This is a genomic window from Streptomyces sp. NPDC020742, assembly GCF_040641675.1.
Taxonomy (GTDB): Bacteria; Actinomycetota; Actinomycetes; order Streptomycetales; family Streptomycetaceae; genus Streptomyces.
The window spans coordinates 165744-189231 of the sequence record NZ_JBFAEA010000014.1; the positions used below are offsets into that span (position 1 = coordinate 165744).

The following is a 23488-nucleotide window of genomic DNA, read 5'->3' on the forward strand; positions in this document are numbered from 1 at the left end:
TGCTGGTAGAGGCTGCGTCAGTGCTGCGGCAGCCGTTGGTGGCGTGGCGCCGCCGGACGGCGGACCGCCCGCCGGGGGCACGGTGTCAGTGTCGCTCGGACTTGGCGCTGCGCGCCATCAGCTCCTTGAGGGCGACCATCGGCGGCTTGCCGTCGTGGACGATGGACACCACCGTCTCGGTGAGCGGCATGTCGACGCCGTGCCGGCGGGCCAGATCGAGCACCGATTCGCAGGACTTGACGCCCTCGGCGGTCTGCTTGGTGACCGCGATGGTCTCCTCCAGTGTCATCCCGCGGCCGAGGTTGGTGCCGAAGGTGTTGTTGCGGGACAGCGGCGAGGAGCAGGTGGCGACGAGGTCACCCATACCGGCCAGGCCCGCGAAGGTGTGCGCGTCGGCGCCCATGGCGAGGCCGAGCCGGGTGGTCTCGGCGAGGCCCCGGGTGATCAGGGAGGCCTTGGCGTTGTCGCCCAGGCCCATGCCGGTGGCGATGCCGACGGCGAGCGCGATGACGTTCTTGACCGCGCCGCCCAGTTCGCAGCCCACCACATCGGTGTTGGTGTAGGGGCGGAAGTACGCGGTGTGGCAGGCGCCCTGCAGCCGGCGGGCGACGGATTCGTCGGCGCAGGCGATGACCGCGGCCGCGGGCTGGCGGGCGGCGATCTCCTTGGCGAGGTTGGGGCCGGTCAGCACCGCGACGCGCTCCGCGGGCACCTTGGCCACCTCCTCGATCACCTCGCTCATCCGCTTGGCGGTGCCCAGCTCCACGCCCTTCATCAGGGAGACCAGGACCGTGTCGGAGGGCAGCAGGGGCGCCCATTCGGCGAGGTTGCCGCGCAGCGTCTGGGAGGGAACGGCGAGCACGGTGAACTCCGCGCCCCGCGCTGCCTCGGCGGGGTCGGTGGTGGCCCGCACGGACGCGGGGAGCTCGACCCCCGGCAGGTAGTCAGGGTTGGTACGGCCGTTGTTGACCGCGTCGGCGAGGGCGGCGCGGCGCGCCCACAGGGTCACCTCGCACCCCGCGTCGGCGAGCACCATCGCGAATGCGGTGCCCCAGGACCCCGTGCCGAAGACGGCGCAGCGCGTCACTTGCCTTCATCCTCCTGTACCTGCTGGGTGCTTGTGGCCTGCTGCGGGGCGGCGACGCCCTCGGTGGCGGTGGCCGGCCCGGCGGGGGTCGCCGTGGCGGCGGTCCGCCCGGCCTTGGCGGCCTCCCGGGCAGTGCGGCGTTCCTGGGCGAGGGCCTTGCGCCAGTCGTACGGTTCGGTCGGCGCCGGCTCCCCGCGGAGCTGGGCGAGCTGCTCGGTGATCGCGGCCATGATGACCTCGGTGGCCTCACGCAGCACTTCGGCGGTCGGCTCCTGGCCGTAGAACGCGCTGAGGTCGACCGGCGGTCCCGCCTTCACCCGCAGCGTCTTGCGCGGGAAGAGCCGGAGCTTGTCCTCCTTGGCGTACGGCGGCATCGCGTCGTTGGCGCCCCACTGCGCGACGGGGATGACCGGCGCCTTGGTCAGCAACGCCACCCGGGCGGCACCGGTCTTGCCCTGCATAGGCCACAGCTCGGGGTCGCGGGTGAGGGTGCCCTCGGGGTAGAAGGCGACGCATTCGCCCTTGTGGATGGCGTCGACGGCGGCGCGGAACGCGGCCGCGGCGTCGGTGGTTTCCCGGTAGACCGGGATCTGTCCGGTGCCGCGCATCATCAGGCCGACAAAGCCGCTCTTGAAGAGCCCGGACTTGGCCAGGAATCGGGGGACCCGTCGGGTGTTGTACTGATAGTGCGCATAGGAGAGCGGATCAAGATACGAGTTGTGGTTGACCGCGGTGATAAATCCGCCGTCGGCCGGAATGTGCTCCATTCCCTGCCAGTCCCGCTTGAACAGAACCAAGAGCGGCGGTTTGCAGATGACCGCGGCCAAGCGGTACCAGAAGCCGATTCTGCGGCGGGACACTGGGACACCCTCCTTGTGGGGACCTGCGAAGCTGCTGCGGGCCGGCAGCCGCACAAGTGTCGCCCCAGGTACCCGCTATGTCGAGAACACCGTAACCCCGGCGCTCCCGGAGAGCGTCGGCGGCAGGTGAGAATGGCGCCGGCACGAGGAGACGGAGGGGATGTGGGCTGGAGCCTGGTGGTGCCGCTGAAACCGCTGGTGCGGGCCAAGAGCAGGCTTTCGCAGGCCGCCGGTGAGGAGTTCCGACCCCGGCTGGCGCTCGCCTTCGCCCTGGATACCGTGACAGCGGCGCTGGCCTGCGAAAACGTGCAGGATGTGGTGGTTGTCACGGATGACCGACTGGCCGGGGAGCGCCTGGCGGCCCTGGGGGCGCGCATCGTGCCCGACACACCGGGCGCCGGGCTCAACGCCGCCCTGACCCACGGCGCGGCGGTCGTCCGGGCGCGTCGCCCGGGCGCGTCGGTCGCCGCGCTGAACGCCGACCTTCCCGCACTGCGCCCTGCCGAACTGGAACTGGTGCTCCATTCCGCTTCGCTATTTCCCCGCGCATTTCTCGCAGATGCGGCGGATATCGGGACAACACTTCTGACCGCGACTTCCGGCGCGGAATTGGAACCGGCATTCGGTGGGGCGTCGCGGGCCCGTCACCTGGCGTCCGGCGCGCGGGAGATCACCGGGCCGCAGGTGTCGTCGGTGCGCCGGGACGTGGACACCGGGGAGGACCTGCGGGCGGCGCTGGCGCTGGGCGTGGGGCCGCACACGGCGCTCCAGGCCCCGCGGCTGCCGCCGCAGGTCACAGCGTCTGGAGCGTGATCAGGCCGATGTGCCGGCCCTCGCCCTCGCCGGTGACCTCGATGCGGACCCGCTGACCGGGCCGCAGCAGCAGCAGACCGCCGGCGTCGAAGGCCGCCGCGTCGAAGGGCAGCGGGGTGCCGTCGTCCAGCAGCACGCTGCCGGAACGGGTCTCGGAGTCGAAGGTGTACGCGGTGGCCTGCATGGCAGAGAGCCTAGACGAGACCCTCCGCGACTCCGGCGGGCCGTCCGCAGGGCGGGACCCACGCCGGCGGGCGGCCGGACGCACCGCGGGCCGGACGCACCGCGGGCCGGGCTCCCCGGAGGGAGACCGGCCCGACGCATGGCGTCGCCGCTGCAGTTCGTCACCGCTTGCGCGCGGTGGTCTTCTTCGCGGTGGTCTTACGGGCGGTGGCCTTCTTGGCCGGGGCCTTCTTGGCGGTGGCCTTCTTCGCCGGGGCGGTCTTCTTCGCCGTCGCCTTCTTCGCGGCTGCCTTCTTCGCCGGCGCCGCCTTCTTGGCGGTGGCCTTCTTCGCGGCGGTGGCCTTCTTCGCCGCGGTCTTCTTGGCGGTGACCTTCTTCGCGGCGGTGGCCTTCTTCGCCGCCGCCTTCTTCGCCGGAGCCGCCTTCTTCGCGGCGGCCTTCTTGGCGGTGGCCTTCTTCGCGGCGGCCTTCTTGATGGCGGCGCCGCCGGTGAGGCTGCCCTTGGGGGCCTTCTTGACGGAGACCTCGCCGCCCTTGGGGAGCTTCTTCGAGCCGCTCACCAGGTCCTTGAAGCCCTGACCGGCGCGGAAGCGCGGCACCGAGGTCTTCTTGACCCGCACCCGCTCACCGGTCTGCGGGTTGCGGGCGTAGCGGGCGGGACGGTCGACCTTCTCGAACGAGCCGAATCCGGTGACCGAAACGCGGTCACCGGAGACCACGGCACGGACGATTGCGTCCAGTACGGCGTCGACCGCGTCCGCGGCGTTCTGGCGGCCGCCGAGCTTGTCGGCAATGGCTTCTACGAGCTGCGCCTTGTTCACGTCTTCCCCTTCGGAGACATTGCTGGAACGAAAGTTTCCAAGCTTTTTCGCACGTTAGGCAGATATATACCGCAAATCAAACACGAAACGGGCTAATCACCCTTGTGCCGCAACGAACTCGACCTTCACGGACTTCCGTCGGCGTGCACATCTTCGGGATAACGACCTTCGTCGAGGTCTTCCATGAACCACTCCAGACGCCTTGCCGCGTCCGCAAGATCGTGTTTAGCCGCGGCCGTGATGACGAGCAGCTTCCGGGTCAGCGCCATCCGTACGCCCTCCGGGACTTGCAGTGTCCGCACTCTTGCGTGTGCGTCCTTGAGCCGGTCGGCGACGAGACCGTAGAGCTCGAGTTGGTCGTCGCGTTCCATGCGCTAATTGTGCCATCTGCGGCGAGTTGTCGCTTCACGGGGCCTCAACAGCAGCCTCGACAAGCGGAAGCGCCCCCTGCCAACTGCACAGGGGGCGCATCGTACGCAATAACTCTTTGAGCCAAAAACCCGAGGTCAGACCTCGATCGTCCGCGGCTTGAACGAGGGGCGATTCGCCTCGTACGTGACGATTGACGACTCCTCCCGAAGGGTGAGGCTGATGTCGTCCAGCCCCTCCAGCAGTCGCCAACGCGCGTTCTCGTCCAGCTCGAAGTCGGCCGAGATGCCTTCCGCGCGGACCTGCCGGCCGACCAGGTCGACGGTCACCTCGGCGGCCGGGTCGGCCTCCACCAGCTGCTGCAGCCGGTCCACGGTCTCCTGCGGCAGGACCACCGTCAGCAGGCCGTTCTTGAGGGAGTTGCCCCGGAAGATGTCGGCGAACCGCGAGGAGATGACGGCCTTGAAGCCGTAGTTCTGCAGCGCCCAGACGGCGTGCTCACGCGAGGATCCGGTGCCGAAGTCCGGGCCGGCGACCAGCACCGTGGCGCCGTCGTACTGCGGCTGATTGAGGACGAACTCCGGGTCCCTGCGCCAGGCCTCGAAGAGCCCGTCCTCGAAGCCGTCGCGGGTGACCTTCTTCAGCCAGTGGGCCGGGATGATCTGGTCGGTGTCGACATTGCTGCGGCGCAGCGGGACGGCCCGGCCGGTGTGGGTGGTGAAAGCTTCCATGGTTCAGACTCCCGCGGGCGTGGCGACGTCGGCAGCGGACAGATCGGCCGGTGAGGCCAGATGGCCGAGAACCGCCGTTGCGGCGGCGACCTGCGGCGAGACGAGGTGCGTACGGCCCCCCTTGCCCTGACGACCCTCGAAGTTGCGGTTGGAGGTGGACGCCGAGCGCTCACCGGGCGCCAGCTGGTCGGGGTTCATACCCAGGCACATCGAGCAACCGGCGTGCCGCCATTCGGCGCCCGCCGCGGTGAAGACCTTGTCCAGGCCCTCGGCCACGGCCTCCAGCGAGACCCGGACCGAACCGGGCACGATCAGCATCCGCACGCCGTCGGCGACCTTGCGCCCCTCCAGGACCGCGGCCGCGGAGCGCAGGTCCTCGATGCGCCCGTTGGTGCACGAACCTACGAAGACGGTGTCCACGCCGATCTCCCGAAGCGGCTGACCCGCCGTCAACCCCATGTACTCCAGGGCCTTTTCGGCGGCGTGCCGCTCCGAGGCGTCCTCGTACGAAGCAGGGTCGGGGACGTTCGCCGAAAGCGGCGCGCCCTGGCCGGGGTTGGTGCCCCAGGTGACGAACGGCGCCAGCGACGAGGCGTCGATGCGCACCTCCGCGTCGAAGACCGCGTCGTCGTCGGTGCGCAGCGTCTTCCAATACGCCACCGCGGCGTCCCAGTCCTCACCCTTGGGGGCGTGGTCGCGGCCCTGGAGGTAGTCGAAGGTGGTCTGGTCGGGGGCGATCATGCCGGCCCGGGCACCCGCCTCGATCGACATGTTGCAGATGGTCATCCGGGCTTCCATCGACAGCTTCTCGATGGCCGAGCCGCGGTACTCCAGGACATAGCCCTGGCCGCCGCCGGTGCCGATCTTGGCGATGATCGCCAGGATCAGGTCCTTGGCGGTGACGCCCTCGGGCAGCTCACCGTCGACAGTGATCGCCATGGTCTTGAAGGGGGCCAGCGGCAGCGTCTGGGTAGCCAGGACGTGCTCGACCTGGCTGGTGCCGATGCCGAAGGCGAGCGCGCCGAAGGCGCCGTGGGTGGAGGTGTGGCTGTCACCGCAGACCACGGTGGTGCCGGGCTGGGTCAGTCCCAACTGCGGTCCCACCACGTGGACAACGCCCTGCTCGACATCGCCCAGCGGGTGCAGCCGGACGCCGAACTCGGCACAGTTCTTGCGCAGCGTCTCCAGCTGGGTGCGGGAGACCGGGTCGGCGATCGGCTTGTCGATGTCGAGGGTCGGGGTGTTGTGGTCCTCGGTGGCGATGGTCAGGTCCGTACGGCGCACCTGGCGGCCGGCCTTGCGGAGGCCGTCGAACGCCTGCGGGCTGGTGACCTCGTGCAGCAGGTGCAGATCGATGAAGAGGAGGTCGGGCTCGCCTTCCGCGCGCCGGACGACGTGGTCGTCCCAGACCTTCTCCGCGAGTGTCCGTCCCATCGCTTTCCCTCCGGCCGGCCACAGTGCCGGCCTTGCTCGTCCATGCGCGATGCCCGCAGAACTCCCCCTGCCGGGCCTTACGCCGGGCCCTTTTCGAGGGCCACCTCTACAGACTGACGACTTCCCTGGAAAATTGAACTTGCGTTTCACACTGTGAGACGCGAGTATCGTTGCATGGACAACTCTAGTGGCGTCGGCGTTCTCGACAAGGCAGCTCTGGTTCTGAGTGCCCTGGAGTCCGGTCCGGCCACCCTCGCCGGGCTGGTCGCGGCGACCGGGCTCGCACGGCCCACGGCCCACCGGCTGGCCGTGGCCCTGGAACACCACCGGATGGTGGCGAGGGACATGCAGGGCCGGTTCATCCTGGGGCCTCGGCTCTCCGAGCTGGCCGCGGCGGCCGGCGAGGACCGCCTGCTGGCCACCGCGGGACCGGTGCTCACCCACCTACGGGATGTGACCGGCGAGAGCGCGCAGCTCTATCGCCGGCAGGGCGACATGCGGATCTGTGTGGCGGCAGCGGAACGGCTGTCCGGACTGCGGGACACCGTCCCGGTCGGCTCCACGCTCCCCATGAAGGCCGGCTCGGCCGCCCAGATCCTGATGGCCTGGGAGGAGCCCGAGCGGCTGCACCGCGGTCTACAGGGCGCGCGCTTCACAGCCACCGCCCTGTCCGGCGTACGGCGGCGCGGCTGGGCGCAGTCGATCGGCGAGCGGGAGCCGGGCGTGGCCTCGGTCTCCGCCCCGGTGCGCGGCCCCTCCAACCGCGTGGTGGCCGCCGTCTCGGTCTCCGGCCCGATCGAACGACTGACCCGGCACCCCGGCCGGATGCACGCCCAGGCGGTCATCGACGCGGCCGCCCGCCTCTCCGAGGGCCTGCGCCGCACCGGCTGACGGCAGCGCCCGACCCCGCACGGAGCGCCCGCGCGGAGCCGGGGCACCACCGTGCCCGGATAGCGCGTACCTCAGGCCGCGAGCCGGTCGGCCGCCCGCTCACCGCGCCGACCGACCGGCACCATCCCCAGGGCCGCCCCCAGCCCGAACTCCGGCATGTTCGCGTAGATGCTCTCGTACGCACCCGCCGGGACCACAAAGGTCTCGTGCCAGATGCCGACCCTGCCGTGCCCCGCCCGCGCCCGGCGGTTGAACGCCGCCCAGGCCGGCCGGTGCGCACCGCTCTGGTCGCCCGCGTAGGCCAGTAGCTTGTCCTTCGACGCCCAGTACTGCAGGACGGTGACGTTCCGCAGCCCCGGCAGGACGCGGTAGCCGAGCATCCCCCGTTCCCGTTCCTGCGCCAGCTCCCTGATCATGCGCGTCATCGCCCCGATCATCGGGAGCCAACTGCGCACCGCGCGCCAGCTGTTGATCCGCATCCCGATGAGGAAGACCACCACCTCCTCCGTACCGTCCGCCGTCATCCGCCCCGGCACCGGCTTCCCACTCATGACAGCCCCCTTCGTCATGCGCTGGTCGACATTGGATAGTGAAGCTATCTATATTTGGATAGTCCCACTCTCCAACGAAGGGCGCAACAGGTCATGCGACTGGCAGAGCTGAGCGAGCGCAGCGGGGTGTCCACCGCCACGATCAAGTACTACCTGCGCGAGCGGCTGCTGCCGCCGGGCCGATCGGTCACCGCCACCCAGTCCGAGTACGGCGAGGAGCACCTGCGACGGCTGCGGCTGGTGCGGGCCCTGATCCAGATCGGCCGGATACCGGTGAGCGCCGCCCGTGAGGTGGTCGCCGCCGTCGAGGACGACTCCCGCGACCACCTCTCCCGCCTCGGCACGGCCATCGAGGCGCTGCCGCACGGCCCGGCCCCCGACGAGCGCGACGCGGCCACCGACGTCGCACGACGCACTGCCGTCGCCCTGCTGGAAGAGGTGGACTGGCGCTTCAACCTGGCATACGCGGACCGCTCGCCGGCCTTCGGGATGCTGGTCGCCGCCCTCGCGGCCCTGCACCGCCTCGGCTACGCATGCGACCTCCCCCACCTGCTGCCGTACGCCCGCCGGGCGGCCGAACTCGCGGTGTCCGACCTGGACCTGGTCGAGGAGTACCGGACCCCGACGGAGCAGGTGGAGGCGGCGGTGGCGCTGACCGTGCTCTACGAACCGGTGCTGCTGAGCCTGCGTCGGCTGGCGGAAGCGGAGGAGTCCAACCGGCGCTATGGAACCGGCACTTGACGCGGAAAGGCCCCCCGCCGAAGCGAGGGGCCTTTCCGTTGCGTACCCCCGACCGGATTCGAACCGGCGCTACCGCCTTGAGAGGGCGGCGTGCTAGGCCGCTACACAACGGGGGCAAGTTTTCCTGCAGTTGAGCCTGTCGCCAAGGACATGCTCTGCTGGGCTACCAGGACTCGAACCTAGACTAAATGAACCAGAATCACTCGTGCTGCCAATTACACCATAGCCCATGGTGGTTTAGACCAGTACCCCCGACCGGATTCGAACCGGCGCTACCGCCTTGAGAGGGCGGCGTGCTAGGCCGCTACACAACGGGGGCCCTAGCGATCCTGCATCGAGAACAGTGGGTGCGACCCGGTCTGTTCCCGCGGGAAGGATCTGTACCCCCGACCGGATTCGAACCGGCGCTACCGCCTTGAGAGGGCGGCGTGCTAGGCCGCTACACAACGGGGGCTTTGCAGATGAGCTCTGCGAGCTGGCCTACCAGGACTCGAACCTAGACTAACTGAACCAGAATCAGTCGTGCTGCCAATTACACCATAGGCCATCAAAGTGCAACCCCCTGCCGGGGGCCGATTTGATCTGCGCTTCCCGGCCGGGCCTTTCGGCCCTCTCGGGCGGCGCAGGAAGAACATTACCTGATCGTGGACGGGGCTCCAAAACCGATAACCCCGCGCACCAGCTCGGGAAGCTCCGCCAGCCCGGCGATCCGCCGCACACCCGGCGGCGGCTGCTCCCCGGTGTCCGTCCGGTCCAGCCATACGGCGGCGAGTCCCGCGTCCCGGGCCCCCAGGGCGTCGATGTCGAGCCGGTCCCCCACATAGGCGACCTCGTCGGGGGCGAGCCCCAGGGCCCGGCAGGCGCCCGTGAAGGCCTCCGGTGCGGGCTTGGCGTGCCCCAGCTCATCGGCGCACAGCACGCTCTCGAAGTGGGCGCGGATCCCCAGGCGGGCGAGCTTGCGCTCCTGGACGGCGGTGGAGGAGTTGGAGAGCACCGCCTGACGGACCAGCGGTGCCAGCGCCTCCAGGGCGGGCAGCGAATCCGGGAAGAGCACCCAGGAGGCCTCGTAGTGCGCGATGTACCGGCCGAACCAGGCGTCGGCCTCCTCGTCGCTCAGCGGGAGGCCCAGGAAGGTCCGCGCGCGCTCCCTGCGGTGGTCGAGGAATCCGACCTCGCCGGCGAGGAATCGGGCGAACTCGGTCTCCATGGCGCTGCGCCAGCGCGCCAGCGCCGCCTCCTCCCCGCCGTAGGCGGCCACCAGCCCCTCGGTGTGGAGGTGCCGCAGCGCACCGACCCGGTCCGATCCGGTGTAGTCAAAGAGGGTGTCGTCGACGTCCCACAGGACGGCGCGGAGCGGCCCGCCCCGGTCGGCACCCGCACCCGGCAGTGGCTCGGCGTTCTCCACGGCCACCCCTCCTCGGTCTCCGTGCGGCCATTGTGCCCGCTCGCGCAGGCGTCCGGGCGGGGAACGGCGCAGGGCCCGGAAACCGTGACGGCTTCCGGGCCCTGCGCTGGCGTGCGGGTCAGCCGGCCAGCTTGGCCAGCGCCGCGTCGATGCGGGCGAGGGTGCGCTCCTTGCCCAGGATCTCCAGGGACTCGAAGAGCGGCAGGCCGACGGTGCGGCCGGTGACGGCCACGCGGACCGGGGCCTGGGCCTTGCCGAGCTTGAGGCCGTGCTCCTCACCGGCGGCCAGGACGGCCTCCTTGAGGGGCTCGGGGCCGGCGTTCCAGTCGGCGGCGTCGAGCGTGGCGCGGGCGGTGGTGAGCAGCGCCACCGGGTCGCCCTTCATGGCCTTCTGCCAGGAGGCCTCGTCCTCCACCGGCTCCTTGAGGAAGAGGAAGTCGACGTTGGCAGTGATGTCCGACAGGACCGTGAGTCGGCTCTGGGCGTGCGGGGCGATCGCGTGCCAGGCGGCCTCGTCGAAGTCCTGGGGGGCCCAGGGCGCGAAGGGGGCCTGCAGCCAGGGCGCGCAGGCGGCGGCGAAGTCCGCCGGGTCCAGCCGCCGGATGTGGTCGGCGTTGATCGCCTCGGCCTTCTTCAGGTCGAAGCGGGCCGGGTTGCCCTTGACCTTGGCGAGGTCGAAGTGCTCGATCAGCTCGTCGACGGTGAAGACGTCCTCGTCCGCCGAGAGCGACCAGCCGAGCAGGGCCAGGTAGTTGAGCAGGCCGGCGGGGAGGAAGCCGCGCTCGCGGTAGAGGTTCAGGTTCGCCTGCGGGTCACGCTTGGAGAGCTTCTTGTTGCCCTCGCCCATGACGTACGGCAGGTGGCCGAAGTGCGGGACGGCCTTGGCCACGCCCAGCTCGATCAGCGCCTTGTAGAGGGCGATCTGGCGGGGGGTGGAGGAGAGCAGGTCCTCGCCGCGCAGGACGTGGGTGATCTCCATCAGGGCGTCGTCGACGGGGTTGACGAGCGTGTAGAGCGGAGCGCCGTTGGCCCGGACGATGCCGTAGTCGGTGACGTTCTCCGGGAGGTAGGTGATCTCGCCGCGCACCAGGTCGGTGAAGGTGATCGCCTCGTCGGGCATCCGGAAACGGATGATGTGGCTGCGGCCCTCGGCCTCGTAGGCGGCCTTCTGCTCGGCGGTCAGCTCGCGGCAGGCGCCGTCGTAGCCGGAGGGCCGGCCGGCCTCGCGGGCGGCCTCGCGGCGGGCGTCCAGCTCCTCGGTGGTGCAGTAGCAGGGGTAGGCGTAGCCGCCGGCGAGCAGCTTGTCGGCGATGTCCTTGTAGACGTCCATCCGCTGCGACTGGCGGTACGGCGCGTGCGGGCCGCCGACCTCGGGGCCCTCGTCCCAGTCGAAACCGAGCCAGTGGAAGGACTCCAGCAGCTGGTTGTACGACTCCTCGGAGTCGCGGGCCGCGTCGGTGTCCTCGATGCGGAAGACCAGGGTGCCCTTGTTGTGCCGGGCGTAGGCCCAGTTGAACAGGGCGGTGCGGATCAGGCCGACATGGGGGTTACCGGTCGGGGAGGGACAGAAACGTACGCGGACGGGGGTCGCGTTAGCCACGCTTGATCACCTTGTTGGTGAGAGTGCCGATGCCTTCGATGGTGACGGCGACCTCGTCGCCGACGTTGAGGGGGCCGACTCCGGCCGGGGTGCCCGTGAGGATGACGTCGCCCGGGAGCAGGGTCATCGCCTCGGTGATGTGGACGATCAGGTCCTCCACCGGGCGGACCATGTCGCTGGTCCGGCCGAGCTGGCGCTGCTCGCCGTTGACGGTGCACTGGACGGCCAGGCCCCGGGCGATGTCGGCGAGGTCCAGGCCGGTCTCGACCCAGGGGCCGAGCGGGCAGGAGCTGTCGAAGCCCTTGGCCCGCGCCCACTGCTTCTCCCGCTGCTGGACGTCCCGCGCAGTGACGTCGTTGGCGCAGGTGTAGCCGAGGATGACGTCCTTGGCGCGCTCGCGGGGCACCTCACGGCACATCCGCCCGATGACCACGGCGAGCTCCGCCTCGTGGTGCACCTCCTGGGAGAAGGAGGGGTAGGCGATGGGGTCACCGGGGCCGATCACCGAGGTGGAGGGCTTGAAGAAGGTGACCGGCACGTCCGGGACGGCGTTGCCCAGCTCGGCGGCGTGGTCGGCGTAGTTGCGGCCGACCGCCACGACCTTGTTGGGCAGGACGGGCGGCAGCAACCGCACCTTGGCGAGGGGCACCTTTTGGCCCGAGCGCTCGAATTCCGCGAAGGGATGCCCCTTGATGACGTCGAGTTCGTCGCCTTCGAGGACGCCGAAGCCGACGGTGCCGTCGATGGAGAATCTGGCGATGCGCACGGGTTGCCGCTGCCCCTCATTGATCATTGACCGGAGTTGACACTCCAGGCTATCGCGGGGGCCCGGCCGCTCCGCTGCGTGATTACGCCGGGACGTGCTGCGCCGGCGCGTCCATCAGGACGGTGCGGCGCGGGTTGGCCGTCTGGGTGGGCAGGTCGACGGAGTGCTCCGGCGCCTCCAGTGCCGCGGCGCCGAGCGCGTCGGCGTCCGCGAGGTGGGCCAGGGTGGTGCGCCGCGGGTTGGCTATGTTGCGGAACATCGTCGTCTTCACTGCTGTATGCCTCGCGAGTCAAAAGCTGGGACGGCAAAAGCCGTTGCGGAACGCTGCCTTGTCATATCCGGCAGCCATGTAAAGCGTCAGGCTATGCGCGCTATTCCCTGCGAAGCGGTGGGGAACTCAACGATCTCCCTGTGAGTTTGCTCACGAAGTGTGTGACAAATGCCGCATAATCCATGATCAACATCCCAGGGCGAATCGGACAATGAAGGATTGAAGCGCACGTTCCGCTCCCGATCACCGCACCTGGGACAGCCGAGGGAGGCGATCGGTTCGCGGGTAAAAGTCCCCTTTTTACTGGGGCAGCTTGTACAAGTCGTGACGCGGTCCGTACATTGCGTCACCCATGTCACAGCGGGCGGCTCCGCTCTTGTTGGAGATCCTCCACTGTGCTGGAATTCCACGGACCGCCGCACGTTTCGACCGGCGCGCAGGGCGCGAGGTAGCGCCGCGCGGCGGTGCGGCTCTCTCGGCCAGAGAGGGCAGCCCGCCGGTCATTCACGACCGCCATGGGGGGACTTCGCGGTTCCCCATCGACTCGACACCGTCCCGCCGAGGTGGGACGCCTGGTCCAGAGGTTGCGACGCTAGTGCAGGGACGTTTCAAGAGGGATGGCAGCGCTGCGGCGGACCCGGAGCTGCGCGGCGGGACCGACCGCGCCTCCTCGCCCCAGCGCGACCGCAACAACGGCTCCACGGGCGGCCTGACGCCGTCCAAGCAGAGCGGCCAGGCGTCGGGCGGTGACGCCAAGGAGAGCACCGCGTCCCCGTCGACGAAGGGCCCCACCGGACCCGGGTCGCGAATAGCTCTGCGCAACTGGCGGATCAGCACCCGACTGGTCTCCCTGCTCGCCCTCCCCGTGGTCGCCGCGACCACGCTGGGCGGTATGCGTATCGCCACGCAGCTGGAGAACATCGACCAGCTCGACAAGATGCAGCTGCTCACCGAGATGACCCGGACGGCGACCGAGCTCGCCGACGCGCTGCAGGTGGAGCGGGACAAGTCGGCCGGCCCGTTGGCCGGCAGCGGCAACGTCAAGGACGACGCGAACGTGGTGGCGCCGCGGGAGGCGACCGACCACGCCAAGCTGAAGTTCAACCAGGCGACCGACGACATCCGGGGTCAGGACGCCACCCTGGCGGGCGTCCGGGCGACCGTCATCGAGATCAGCCGCCAGCTCAACGGCCTCAACGAGATCCGGGCCAACGCGTACAAGGACGAGGACAACGCCTCGCGTACCGTCACGGCCTACAACCAGCTGGTCAACTCCCTGCTGTCGCTCTCCCAGGACATGGCGCAGGCGACCAGCAGCCCGGAGATGATCCGCTCCACCCGTGCGCTGGCGGCGTTCTCGTCGGCCAAGGAGTACGCGTCGATCCAGCGCGCCCTGGTCAGTGCCGGCCTGGCGCACTCCGGCGGCCCCCAGCTGTCCGCCAACGACCGGCAGGCCGGCCGTAACGCAGAGGACAGCGAGAAGGCGGCCCGCGACCGCTTCCAGCAGATCTACGCCAACAATGCCGGCGCGCTCACCCGCGGCCTGGACGGCAACAACGACGAGATCAAGGCCGCGGTCGCCTTCGCCCACCGTGCCTTCGCCAGCGGCACCGGCATCCGCAGCCAGGACTACCGGTACCTCGACTGGTACGACTCCGACACCGTCAAGATCGACGAGATGTCGCGCATCGAGACCACGCTGCTGTCCGAGATGGAGCAGAAGTCCCGCGAGCTGCGCAACGACGCCACGCAGGACGCGATCATCAACGGTGCAGTGATCCTGCTCGTCCTCGGCGTCTCGCTGGTCGGCGCGTTCGTCGTGGCGCGGTCCATGGTCCGCTCGCTGCGGCGGCTGCAGGACACCGCCCAGCGGGTCGCCCAGGACCGGCTGCCCGAGCTGGTCAAGCAGCTGTCCGAGTCCGACCCCCAGGACGTGGACACCTCCGTCGAATCGGTCGGTGTGCACAGCCGGGACGAGATCGGCCGGGTGGCCTCGGCGTTCGACGACGTGCACCGCGAGGCGGTCCGCCTCGCCTCCGAGCAGGCGCTGCTGCGGGGCAACGTCAACGCGATGTTCACCAACCTCTCGCGCCGCTCCCAGGGTCTGATCCAGCGTCAGCTCTCGCTGATCTCCGAACTGGAGTCCCGCGAGGCCGACCCGGACCAGCTGTCCTCGCTCTTCAAGCTCGACCACCTCGCCACCCGTATGCGCCGTAACGGCGAGAACCTCCTGGTCCTCGCGGGCGAGGAGCCGGGACGCCGGTGGACGCGGCCGGTGCCGCTGGTCGACGTCCTGCGCGCCGCGGCCTCCGAGGTGGAGCAGTACGAGCGGATCGAGCTCAACGCCGTACCGCAGACCGAGGTCGCGGGCCGGGTCGTCAACGACCTCGTGCACCTGCTCGCCGAGCTGCTGGAGAACGCCACCTCGTTCTCCTCCCCGCAGACCAAGGTCAAGGTCACTGGTCACGCGCTGCCCGACGGCCGGGTGCTGGTCGAGATCCACGACACCGGCATCGGCCTGTCGCCCGAGGACCTGTCGGCGATCAACGAGCGGCTGGCCAGCCCGCCGACCGTGGACGTCTCGGTGTCCCGGCGGATGGGTCTGTTCGTGGTCGGCCGGCTGTCCCTGCGGCACGGCATCCGCATCCAGCTGCGTCCCTCCGACTCCGGCGGCACCACCGCGCTGGTCATGCTCCCGGTCGACGTCGCCCAGGGCGGCAAGAAGCCCGCGCCGAGCAACGCCAAGGGCGGTGCCGGCGACGTCGGCGGCGCGCACTCCAGCCGGCTCGCCGGCCTCCAGCCGCGCGGCCAGGTCGGGTCCGGCCCGGCGGCCGGACGCCCCGCACTGCCGGGCCGCGGTGGCCCGGGCGGTGGCGCACCGGGCGCCTACGGCTCCCAGGCGCCCGCCGGCCGCACCGCGCCTCCCGGTGCCGGCGCCCCCGGCGCCCCGGCGGCCGGCCAGCCCGGTGGCCCGCGTCCCTCGCTGCCCACCCGTGGTGCGGACACCGGCCCGGCGCCCACCGTGGCGCCGCCGACCGGCGCCCCGCGCCGCGAGGAGCGTCCGCAGCTGCCGCCGCGCAGCGCCGCGGCCGAACTGCCCGGCGGTGCGCCGGCGGGCGGCCGTGGCGGCCAGGGCGGCCCCGGCAACCAGGGCAGCAACCAGGCCGGCCAGCAGGGCGGTACGAGCTGGGGTGCGCGCCGTGAGCGCGGCGGCGCCGACGACTGGCCGCTGGCGCCCCGCGAGGCGCAGGACCGGCCGCGCGGCCACGAGGAGCCGGAGAGCACCGGCAGCTTCGAGCGGCCCGCGCCCGGCGGCGGCCCCGGCGATACCGCGGCGTTCGCCCGCCCCGACTTCAACGGCCCGCCGCCCGGCGCGGACGGCCCGCAGGGCGGCCGGCCGGCCACCGGGCCCACCGGGTACGCCAAGGGCCCCGACGGGGCCGGCCGTCCGTCCCGGCAGGACAGCGCCCCCGACCCCTACGACACCGGCCAGTACGAGACGGACCGGTTCCCGCAGCCGGCCGCCGAGGTTGACCCGTACGAGACCGGGCAGCTCGACACCCGGCAGTTCCCGCGGCAGGCCTCCGGGTACCCGGACGAGGCCCAGGCCACCGGCCAGTTCCCGGTGCCGCAGCAGCAGGACGGCGGTGCGCCCGGCGATGTGCTCGGCAGCGCGGACGCCGGCCCCGGGGACGGCCGTACGCCGATCTTCGACACCATCGAGTCCGACTGGTTCAACACACCGGCGGCGGCCGCCGCCGGCGTGCCGCAGCGGGAGGACCAGGGTGCGGCCGAGGCCTCGCCGCTGCCGCGCCGCGGCGCGGCGGCGGACGGCGGCGGTGACGCCCCGGCGGGCGGCGTGCGCAACGACGCGCAGGCCGACACCGGGCAGTGGCGCAGCTCGCCGAACGACGAGACCTGGCGACAGGCGGAGCAGATCCGCCAGCCGGCCTCCGGCGGTGTCACCACCTCCGGTCTGCCCCGCCGGGTCCCGCGCGCGAACCTCGTCGCGGGCACCGCGCAGCAGCAGCCCCAGCAGAGCGGTCCGCAGGTCTCGCGCGCGCCCAGCGATGTGCGCGGGCGGCTGACCAACCTCCGCCGGGGTATCCAGCAGGGCCGTGAGGCCGGGGGGTCGTCCACCGGCACCCACGGCATCGTCGACCCCAGTCACCAGCAGGAGCGTTAGTTGAGTCCGATGAGCCAGGCGGCGCAGAATCTGAACTGGTTGATCACCAACTTCGTGGACAACACCCCCGGGGTGTCGCACACGGTGGTGGTCTCCGCGGACGGGCTGCTCCTCGCGATGTCCGAGGGTTTCCCGCGCGACCGTGCCGATCAGTTGGCGGCGGTGGCCTCCGGGCTCACCTCGCTGACCTCCGGCGCCTCCCGCATCTTCGAGGGCGGGAGCGTCAACCAGACCGTGGTGGAGATGGAGCGCGGCTTCCTCTTCATCATGTCCGTCTCGGACGGATCGTCACTGGCCGTCCTCGCGCACCCCGAGTGCGACATCGGCCTCGTGGGCTACGAGATGGCCCTGCTGGTCGACCGCGCGGGAACGGTGCTCACGCCGGACCTGCGCGCCGAGTTGCAGGGCAGCCTGCTGCACTGAGGTGTCCGCAGCGCCCCACCGCTCGGCACCACCCCACCCATTCGTCTGCCGCCACCCCCCACCGGCCCAAACCGACGACAGCCCGGCTGTCCCGTCCGGAGGACCCATGACCCCGCCACCTGCCACTTCCGGCCCGTACGGCGCCTACAGCCAAGCGCCGTACGGGAGCGAGAACGAAGGTGACCAGCCGCTGGTACGCCCGTACGCCATGACGGGCGGCCGGACCCGGCCGCGCTACCAGCTCGCCATCGAGGCACTGGTCAGCACGACCGCCGACCCCGCCCAGCTGCCCGGGCTGCTGCCCGAGCACCAGCGGATCTGCCACCTGTGCCGCGAAGTGAAGTCGGTCGCCGAGGTCTCCGCGCTGCTGCACATCCCGCTGGGCGTGGCGCGCATTCTGGTCGCGGACCTGGCAGAGGCCGGGATGGTGGCGATCCACCAGCCCGGCGGTAGCGGCGAGGCCGGCGGCACGCCGGACGTGACCTTGCTCGAGAGGGTGCTCAGTGGACTTCGCAAGCTCTGACAGCGGCGTCGACGGGGGTACCGCCCGCGCCACCACGTCCGCCAAGATCGTGGTGGCGGGCGGCTTCGGTGTGGGCAAGACCACCTTCGTCGGCGCGGTCTCGGAGATCAATCCGCTGCGTACCGAGGCCGTGATGACCTCCGCCTCGGCGGGGATCGACGACCTCAGCCACGTCCAGGACAAGACCACGACCACCGTGGCAATGGACTTCGGCCGCATCACCCTGGACCAGGACCTGATCCTGTACCTGTTCGGTACGCCCGGTCAGGACCGCTTCTGGTTCATGTGGGACGACCTGGTGCGGGGCGCGATCGGCGCGGTGGTCCTGGTGGACACCCGCCGCCTGTCCGACTGTTTCCCCGCGGTCGACTACTTCGAGAACAGCGGCCTGCCGTTCGTGATCGCCCTCAACGGCTTCGAGGGGCACCAGCCCTACACGCCGGACGAGGTGCGGGAGGCCCTGCAGATCGGTCCCGGGACTCCGATCATCACCACCGATGCACGGCACCGCAGCGAGGCCAAGAGCGCGCTCATCACGCTCGTCGAGCACGCGCTGATGGCCCGCCTGCAGTAGGAGCGCCGACGGCCCCGCCGCGTCATCCGGCGGGGGCCGTACGGAAGTTGTCCGCCATGCGGCGTGCCCTCCTGCCCGGGGCCGGTTCCCGGCATCCCCGAATGGATCTGTGTCCTTCGACACGCCCACAATTTTGCTTCATAACGTTTCGACAGTGAATCAGCGCGGTTTCGACACCCCGTGCGCATGCCCGGCTTCGCTGCGCTCACGGGCCGCCTGTCTTTTGGCGCCTCTCGCCCCTAACGCCCCTTTTATCTAAGGCGCTTTCGCGCCCGTTCCTGCTTTGTCCATTGTTTGGAACGCACCGCCCTGACGTGCTGAAATTCGCTGAACTCCGGAGTAGGAACGCCCAGAAGAAACGGCACAGCAGGTAGTGCCGGCGCCGAGAGGTTGTTGGTCGAGTGAGGCGAAGCAAGGCGAGCCCCGAGCCGCAGGAACCGCGGCGGGGCAACTTCACCCCGCCACCCAGAGGTGGCGTACCGGCTTCCGACGCGCCCGAAAATACGGTCGCGAAGCCTCCGGTCAGTGGTGGTAAGTACAGCCCGCGCAACTGGCGGGTGGCCACCCGACTGAATGCCATTCTGCTGATCCCCGTGCTGGTCGCGCTGGTCTTCGGCGGACTGCGGGTGGACAGCTCTTTCGCCACCTGGCAGGAAGCCCAGGACGCGGAGAACACCGCGAAGCTCGTACGCGCCGCGCTTTCCTATAGCAACGCCCTGATCGACGAGCGTGACCGCACCGCAGCGCCGCTCCTCCAGGGCAAGAAGGACGACCCGGCCGTACAGCAGGCGCGCAACGCCACGGACGCCGCCGCCGAGAAGTTCCACCAGGCCGCCAAGTCCATGCCGGACAAGCCGGGCCTCAAGCGCCGACTCGCCTCGTTCGAGAAGACCGAGCCCAAGCTGGCCCAGCTGCGCCAGGCCGCCTACACCTCGAAGCTGCACGGTGTGCAGACCGAGGAGGGCTACGTCGAGGTCCAGCACCCGCTGATGGAGTTCGCCAACGAACTCGGCCTGGGCACCGGCAACATCACCTCCTACGGCCGCACGGTCTACGCGATCGCGCTGTCCAAGGCCGCGGAGTCGCTGGAGCGCTCCATCGGCACCCACCTGCTGGTCGACCCGGCGTCCCCGCGGGGCGGCAGGGAGCACAAGCTGCAGCTGACCGCCTTCGCGTCGTACCGCTACCTGGAGGGCATCGCCATCGGCGAGTACACCTCCGGCGGTACGCCCGAGGACGTCGACCGGCTGAAGAACGACGGCGCGGCGCTCAAGCAGGCCGCACAGCAGAAGGTCGCACAGGCCAAGCAGCAGGCGCAGGCCGCCGGTCGGCCGTTCCGCACCCCGCCGTCGATCGACGCGATGTCGGCCGCCATCGCCAGCGGCGCGGCGCCCGAGACGCTGAGCCTGCGGGGCGTCACCTCCGACAGCTACTTCGCTGCCGCAACCGGCAAGTTCAACATGTACCGGTCCATCGAGAAGGACCTGTCGGACAAGGCCGTGAACGAGGCGGCGGCGATCGCCGACGACGCCCGCCAGTCCACCTTCGTCGACTCCGGCATCGTGCTGGCCGCCCTGATCATCGCGTTCGTCGTGGCCGGCATGATGGCCCGCCGGATGAGCCGCAACATGCGCCAGCTGCGCAACGCCGCCTTCGGCGTGGCCGAGCAGCGGCTGCCGATGCTGGTCGACCAGCTCTCCCGGACCGACCCGGGCCGGGTCGACACCCGCGTGACGCCCATCCCGCTCACCACCACCGACGAGATCGGCGAGGTCGCCCGGGCCTTCGACCAGGTCCACCGCGAGGCCGTCCGGCTCGCCGCCGAGCAGGCGCTGCTGCGGGGCAACGTCAACGCGATCTTCACCAACCTCTCCAGCCGTAACCAGGGCCTGATCGAGCGCCAGCTGGAGCTGATCACCGACCTGGAGAACAACGAGGCGGACCCGGACCAGCTGGAGAACCTCTTCCGCCTGGACCACCTCGCCACGCGCATGCGCCGCAACGGCGAGAACCTCCTCATCCTCGCCGGCGAGGAGCCGGGCCGCCGCTGGAACCAGCCGGTGCCGCTGGTCGACGTCCTGCGGGCGGCGACCTCCGAGGTGGAGTCGTACGAGCGCATCGAGCTCAGCGGCGTGCCGGAGAGCGAGATCCACGGCACCGCCGTGACCGACCTCGTCCACCTGCTGTCCGAGCTGCTGGAGAACGCCACCACGTTCTCCTCGCCGCAGACCAAGGTGCGGGTGACCGCGACCCGGCTGCCCGACGGCCGCGTCATGATCGAGATCCACGACAAGGGCATCGGGCTGACCCCCGAGGACTTCGCGGACATCAACCACAAGCTGGCGAACCCGCCGAGCGTGGACGCCGCGGTCTCCCAGCGCATGGGCCTGTTCGTGGTCGGCCGGCTGGCCGACCGGCACGGCATCCGGGTGCAGCTGCGCCCGTCCGGTGAGCAGGCCGGCACCACATCGCTGGTCATGCTGCCCGAGGCGATCACCCACGGTGGTGGCGGCGAGGAGCAGTTCGAGGACGACTTCACGGTCTCCCGGATCGTCCCCGAGCCCCAGCACGGCCTCCCGGAGAGCCACCAGCGCACCGCCGCCGAGCTGGGCTTCGACGACAGCCGCTACGCCCGCAACGACGGCGCGGACCTGGACATGGTCGGCCGCTCGCTGGTGCGCGAGGAGCGCCGCGCTGCCCTGGAGGCCCAGACGACCGGCGAGCAGGAGCCCGACGGCCGGCCCGGCATCGGTCCGGGCGTGGGCAGCCCGCTCTTCCGCGAGCAGGAGCCGTCCGCCACCGGCTACCAGGACTTCCCCACCCAGAACTCCGGTTCCCAGGGATATCCGGAAGCCGATCAGCCGCTCTACGACGACCGGTCATACGGCGGCCAGGCCTTCGGTGCCGGGTATCCGTCGGAGACCACCGGCCAGCACCCCTACGTCCCGCAAGATCAGACACAGCCGGACGAATGGGCCGAACACCCTGCGTTCGACGGCTACTTCGGGACCGAAGCGGAATCTGACCGGAATGCAACTGCCGCTCCCGCTGACGCGTCCGAACGCGTACCATTCGAGCGTCCGGGCCCCACACCTGGCGATGTCCCCTCGCTGACGGACTCCGGCCTTCCGCGCCGCGGAGGCCGCGACCAGCAGGCACCGCAGGTTCAGCAGCAGCGGGGCACGCCGGAGACCGGCCAGGACGGCTCCGACTGGCGCAGCTCCAATGACCAGCGCTGGGAGCGGGCGGAGCGGCTGCGCGAGCCGAAGGCGGGCGGGGTCACGTCCTCCGGCCTCCCTCGGCGGGTGCCCAAGGCCAACCTGGTCGAGGGCGCCGCGGAGCAGACCCCGCAGGGCGGCCCCCAGGTCTCCCGCGCCCCGGAGGACGTCCGCGGCAGGCTGAGCAATCTGCGCCGCGGAGTCCAGCAGGGACGCAGCGTCGGCACGGACCCTTCCGGGGTCCCCCAGAATGACCAACAGGGCTTCGGCCCCGGCAGCACCTACGATCAGGAGCGTTAGTGTGAGCCCGATGAGCCAGGCGGCGCAGAATCTGAACTGGTTGATCACCAACTTCGTGGACAACACCCCCGGGGTGTCCCACACGGTCGTGGTCTCCGCGGACGGGCTGCTCCTTGCCATGTCCGAGGGTTTCCCTCGTGACAGAGCCGATCAGTTGGCGGCGGTGGCCTCCGGGCTCACCTCGCTGACCTCCGGCGCCTCCCGCATCTTCGAGGGCGGGAGCGTCAACCAGACCGTGGTGGAGATGGAGCGCGGCTTCCTCTTCATCATGTCCGTCTCGGACGGATCGTCACTGGCCGTGCTCGCGCACCCCGAGTGCGACATCGGCCTCGTCGGTTACGAGATGGCCCTGCTGGTCGACCGTGCGGGTAGCGTCCTGACGCCGGACCTGCGCGCAGAACTGCAGGGCAGCCTTCTCAACTAACAGACAGGCAGTGCGTTTCCCGCCACCGGGCCTTAAGGTTCGGTGGCGCGACCGGCGTCAGACAGGCAAGTTGGAGGAGGAGACGTGGCAACGCCCCCGAGCGGATACCCGTACGGTTCCGGACAGGAGTCCGGACCTGTGGGCGAGACCCATCACAACCGCTTCAACTTCCCGTCTGCGCCGAGCCGCCGGCAGCAGCCGCCGCAGCCACCACACCGGCAGCAGCACCGGCCGTACGACTCCCAGCCGTACGAGCCGTCGGTGTACGACGAGCCCGCAGCGCCCCGCATCCAACCGGTGCAGCCGCCGCGGAAGGCGCCCGAGCCCGCCCCCACGGGTGCGAACAACCCGCTCGTGCGCCCGTACGCCATGACCGGAGGCCGGACCCGGCCGCGCTACCAGCTCGCCATCGAGGCACTGGTCAGCACGACCGCCGACCCGGCGAAGCTGCAGGGCCAGCTGCCGGAGCACCAGCGCATCTGCCACCTCTGCCGTGAGATCAAGTCAGTGGCCGAGATCTCCGCGCTTCTCTCCATCCCCCTCGGCGTCGCCCGGATCCTCGTCGCCGACCTGGCGGAGGCCGGACTCGTCGCCATCCATCAGCCCGGCGGGGACGAGACCGCCGGCGGACAGCCAGATGTGACACTGCTCGAAAGGGTGCTCAGTGGACTTCGCAAGCTCTAGCGGTGCAGCCCGCTCCACCACCTCCGCGAAGATCGTGGTGGCGGGCGGCTTCGGCGTGGGCAAGACCACGTTCGTCGGGGCCGTCTCAGAGATCAATCCGCTGCGTACCGAAGCCGTGATGACCTCCGCCTCGGCGGGGATCGACGACCTCACGCACGCGCCGGACAAGACGACCACGACGGTCGCAATGGACTTCGGCCGCATCACCCTGGACCAGGACCTGATCCTGTACCTGTTCGGTACGCCCGGTCAGGACCGCTTCTGGTTCATGTGGGACGACCTGGTCCGTGGTGCCATCGGGGCGGTAGTCCTGGTGGACACCCGCCGCCTCGCCGACTGCTTCCCCGCGGTCGACTACTTCGAGAACAGCGGCCTGCCGTTCGTCATCGCCCTCAACGGCTTCGACGGACACCAGCCCTACACGCCCGACGAGGTGCGTGAGGCGCTGCAGATCGGCCCGGACGCGCCGATCATCATCACCGATGCACGGCACCGCAGCGAGGCCAAGAGCGCGCTCATCACGCTCGTCGAGCACGCGCTGATGGCCCGCCTGCGCTAGGCGTCGCGTCGGGCCTCCCGTGCCCGCACGCGCCGTTCGACGAAAGGCCCCCCACCTCTTTTGGTCGGGGGCCT

At 70.5% G+C, this 23488-nt stretch carries 23 protein-coding genes and 5 tRNA genes; 11 read left to right on the forward strand and 17 right to left on the reverse strand.

All coding sequences use genetic code 11. The features are described 5' to 3' along the window. Nucleotides 1-85: 85 nt before the first annotated feature. On the reverse strand, nt 86-1087 hold the full coding sequence (locus AB0G84_RS23580) for an NAD(P)H-dependent glycerol-3-phosphate dehydrogenase (RefSeq protein WP_361324027.1): 1002 nt from the start codon (nt 1085-1087) through the stop codon (nt 86-88). Further along, nucleotides 1084-1947 carry a lysophospholipid acyltransferase family protein gene (locus AB0G84_RS23585; protein ID WP_361324030.1) on the reverse strand — a complete coding sequence of 288 codons (864 nt, stop codon included), beginning with the start codon at nt 1945-1947 and terminating at the stop codon, nt 1084-1086. Before AB0G84_RS23585 ends, AB0G84_RS23580 begins: the two co-directional genes overlap by 4 nt. 162 nt (nt 1948-2109) lie before the next feature. On the opposite strand from AB0G84_RS23585, the gene cofC reads away from it, so the two are divergent. Beyond that, the gene (gene cofC / locus AB0G84_RS23590; RefSeq protein ID WP_361324033.1) at nt 2110-2760 is read left to right on the forward strand and encodes a 2-phospho-L-lactate guanylyltransferase; all 651 of its coding nucleotides are present in this window, start codon (nt 2110-2112) and stop codon (nt 2758-2760) included. Here cofC and AB0G84_RS23595 read toward each other — a convergent pair. The 5 genes from AB0G84_RS23595 to leuC form a co-directional block, all read right to left on the reverse strand. Continuing rightward, nucleotides 2741-2944, reverse strand: coding sequence for a hypothetical protein (locus AB0G84_RS23595; RefSeq protein ID WP_361324036.1), 204 nt, complete (start codon nt 2942-2944; stop codon nt 2741-2743). The genes cofC and AB0G84_RS23595 overlap by 20 nt on opposite strands. Before the next feature lie 160 nt (nt 2945-3104). Continuing rightward, the gene (locus AB0G84_RS23600; protein WP_361324038.1) at nt 3105-3764 is read right to left on the reverse strand and encodes an HU family DNA-binding protein; all 660 of its coding nucleotides are present in this window, start codon (nt 3762-3764) and stop codon (nt 3105-3107) included. Nucleotides 3765-3889: 125 nt separating this feature from the next. Beyond that, complete coding sequence (locus AB0G84_RS23605; protein ID WP_077193546.1) at nt 3890-4135, reverse strand: hypothetical protein; 246 nt, start codon at nt 4133-4135, stop codon at nt 3890-3892. Between the two features lie 135 nt (nt 4136-4270). After that, nucleotides 4271-4864, reverse strand: a complete 594-nt coding sequence (gene leuD / locus AB0G84_RS23610; protein ID WP_361324041.1) for a 3-isopropylmalate dehydratase small subunit — start codon at nt 4862-4864, stop codon at nt 4271-4273. A gap of 3 nt (nt 4865-4867) precedes the next feature. Further along, entirely contained in the window at nt 4868-6298 is a 1431-nt protein-coding gene (gene leuC, locus AB0G84_RS23615; RefSeq protein WP_361324044.1) for a 3-isopropylmalate dehydratase large subunit, read from the reverse strand. Nucleotides 6299-6472: 174 nt separating this feature from the next. On the opposite strand from leuC, the gene ndgR reads away from it, so the two are divergent. Beyond that, on the forward strand, nt 6473-7189 hold the full coding sequence (gene ndgR / locus AB0G84_RS23620) for an IclR family transcriptional regulator NdgR (RefSeq protein ID WP_026169203.1): 717 nt from the start codon (nt 6473-6475) through the stop codon (nt 7187-7189). Nucleotides 7190-7260: 71 nt separating this feature from the next. On the opposite strand, the gene AB0G84_RS23625 is transcribed toward ndgR, so the two are convergent. Next, entirely contained in the window at nt 7261-7740 is a 480-nt protein-coding gene (locus AB0G84_RS23625) for a DUF4188 domain-containing protein (RefSeq protein ID WP_361324047.1), read from the reverse strand. A 93-nt stretch (nt 7741-7833) separates the two neighbouring features. Between AB0G84_RS23625 and AB0G84_RS23630 the strand changes: the two genes are divergently transcribed. After that, the gene (locus AB0G84_RS23630; protein WP_361324050.1) at nt 7834-8481 is read left to right on the forward strand and encodes a MerR family transcriptional regulator; all 648 of its coding nucleotides are present in this window, start codon (nt 7834-7836) and stop codon (nt 8479-8481) included. 43 nt (nt 8482-8524) lie between these two features. Here AB0G84_RS23630 and AB0G84_RS23635 read toward each other — a convergent pair. The 9 genes from AB0G84_RS23635 to AB0G84_RS23675 form a co-directional block, all read right to left on the reverse strand. Further along, a tRNA-Glu gene (locus tag AB0G84_RS23635) sits at nt 8525-8597 on the reverse strand. A 42-nt stretch (nt 8598-8639) separates the two neighbouring features. Next, nucleotides 8640-8711 (reverse strand) — tRNA-Gln (locus AB0G84_RS23640). A 16-nt stretch (nt 8712-8727) separates the two neighbouring features. Then, nucleotides 8728-8800: transfer RNA gene (locus AB0G84_RS23645), tRNA-Glu, on the reverse strand. A gap of 62 nt (nt 8801-8862) precedes the next feature. Next, a tRNA-Glu gene (locus AB0G84_RS23650) sits at nt 8863-8935 on the reverse strand. 21 nt (nt 8936-8956) lie between these two features. Further along, nucleotides 8957-9028: transfer RNA gene (locus AB0G84_RS23655), tRNA-Gln, on the reverse strand. Between the two features lie 87 nt (nt 9029-9115). Then, nucleotides 9116-9886 carry an HAD family hydrolase gene (locus AB0G84_RS23660; protein WP_361324053.1) on the reverse strand — a complete coding sequence of 257 codons (771 nt, stop codon included), beginning with the start codon at nt 9884-9886 and terminating at the stop codon, nt 9116-9118. 118 nt (nt 9887-10004) lie between these two features. Beyond that, on the reverse strand, nt 10005-11486 hold the full coding sequence (gene gltX, locus AB0G84_RS23665; RefSeq protein ID WP_361324055.1) for a glutamate--tRNA ligase: 1482 nt from the start codon (nt 11484-11486) through the stop codon (nt 10005-10007). Beyond that, nucleotides 11479-12252 (reverse strand): fumarylacetoacetate hydrolase family protein, encoded by a 774-nt coding sequence (locus tag AB0G84_RS23670; protein ID WP_361324057.1) that lies wholly within the window; start codon nt 12250-12252, stop codon nt 11479-11481. The genes gltX and AB0G84_RS23670 overlap by 8 nt, the downstream gene beginning before the upstream one ends. 82 nt (nt 12253-12334) lie before the next feature. After that, on the reverse strand, nt 12335-12511 hold the full coding sequence (locus tag AB0G84_RS23675; RefSeq protein WP_361324060.1) for a hypothetical protein: 177 nt from the start codon (nt 12509-12511) through the stop codon (nt 12335-12337). 607 nt (nt 12512-13118) lie between these two features. Between AB0G84_RS23675 and AB0G84_RS23680 the strand changes: the two genes are divergently transcribed. From AB0G84_RS23680 to AB0G84_RS23715, 8 genes are all read left to right on the forward strand, one after another. Beyond that, a complete protein-coding gene (locus AB0G84_RS23680) occupies nt 13119-16709 on the forward strand; it encodes a nitrate- and nitrite sensing domain-containing protein (RefSeq protein ID WP_361324063.1) in 3591 nt (1196 codons plus the stop codon). Nucleotides 16710-16718: 9 nt separating this feature from the next. Continuing rightward, the gene (locus AB0G84_RS23685) at nt 16719-17132 is read left to right on the forward strand and encodes a roadblock/LC7 domain-containing protein (protein ID WP_093485348.1); all 414 of its coding nucleotides are present in this window, start codon (nt 16719-16721) and stop codon (nt 17130-17132) included. A 106-nt stretch (nt 17133-17238) separates the two neighbouring features. Next, nucleotides 17239-17655, forward strand: coding sequence for a DUF742 domain-containing protein (locus tag AB0G84_RS23690; RefSeq protein WP_361324066.1), 417 nt, complete (start codon nt 17239-17241; stop codon nt 17653-17655). After that, nucleotides 17636-18229 (forward strand): ATP/GTP-binding protein, encoded by a 594-nt coding sequence (locus AB0G84_RS23695; RefSeq protein ID WP_361324069.1) that lies wholly within the window; start codon nt 17636-17638, stop codon nt 18227-18229. The genes AB0G84_RS23690 and AB0G84_RS23695 overlap by 20 nt, the downstream gene beginning before the upstream one ends. A 401-nt stretch (nt 18230-18630) precedes the next feature. Next, the gene (locus AB0G84_RS23700) at nt 18631-21747 is read left to right on the forward strand and encodes a nitrate- and nitrite sensing domain-containing protein (RefSeq protein WP_361324072.1); all 3117 of its coding nucleotides are present in this window, start codon (nt 18631-18633) and stop codon (nt 21745-21747) included. Between the two features lie 10 nt (nt 21748-21757). Continuing rightward, nucleotides 21758-22171, forward strand: coding sequence for a roadblock/LC7 domain-containing protein (locus AB0G84_RS23705; RefSeq protein WP_030257992.1), 414 nt, complete (start codon nt 21758-21760; stop codon nt 22169-22171). Between the two features lie 138 nt (nt 22172-22309). Continuing rightward, complete coding sequence (locus AB0G84_RS23710) at nt 22310-22855, forward strand: DUF742 domain-containing protein (protein WP_361324075.1); 546 nt, start codon at nt 22310-22312, stop codon at nt 22853-22855. After that, on the forward strand, nt 22836-23414 hold the full coding sequence (locus tag AB0G84_RS23715) for an ATP/GTP-binding protein (protein WP_073760799.1): 579 nt from the start codon (nt 22836-22838) through the stop codon (nt 23412-23414). The genes AB0G84_RS23710 and AB0G84_RS23715 overlap by 20 nt, the downstream gene beginning before the upstream one ends. Nucleotides 23415-23488 lie beyond the last annotated feature (74 nt).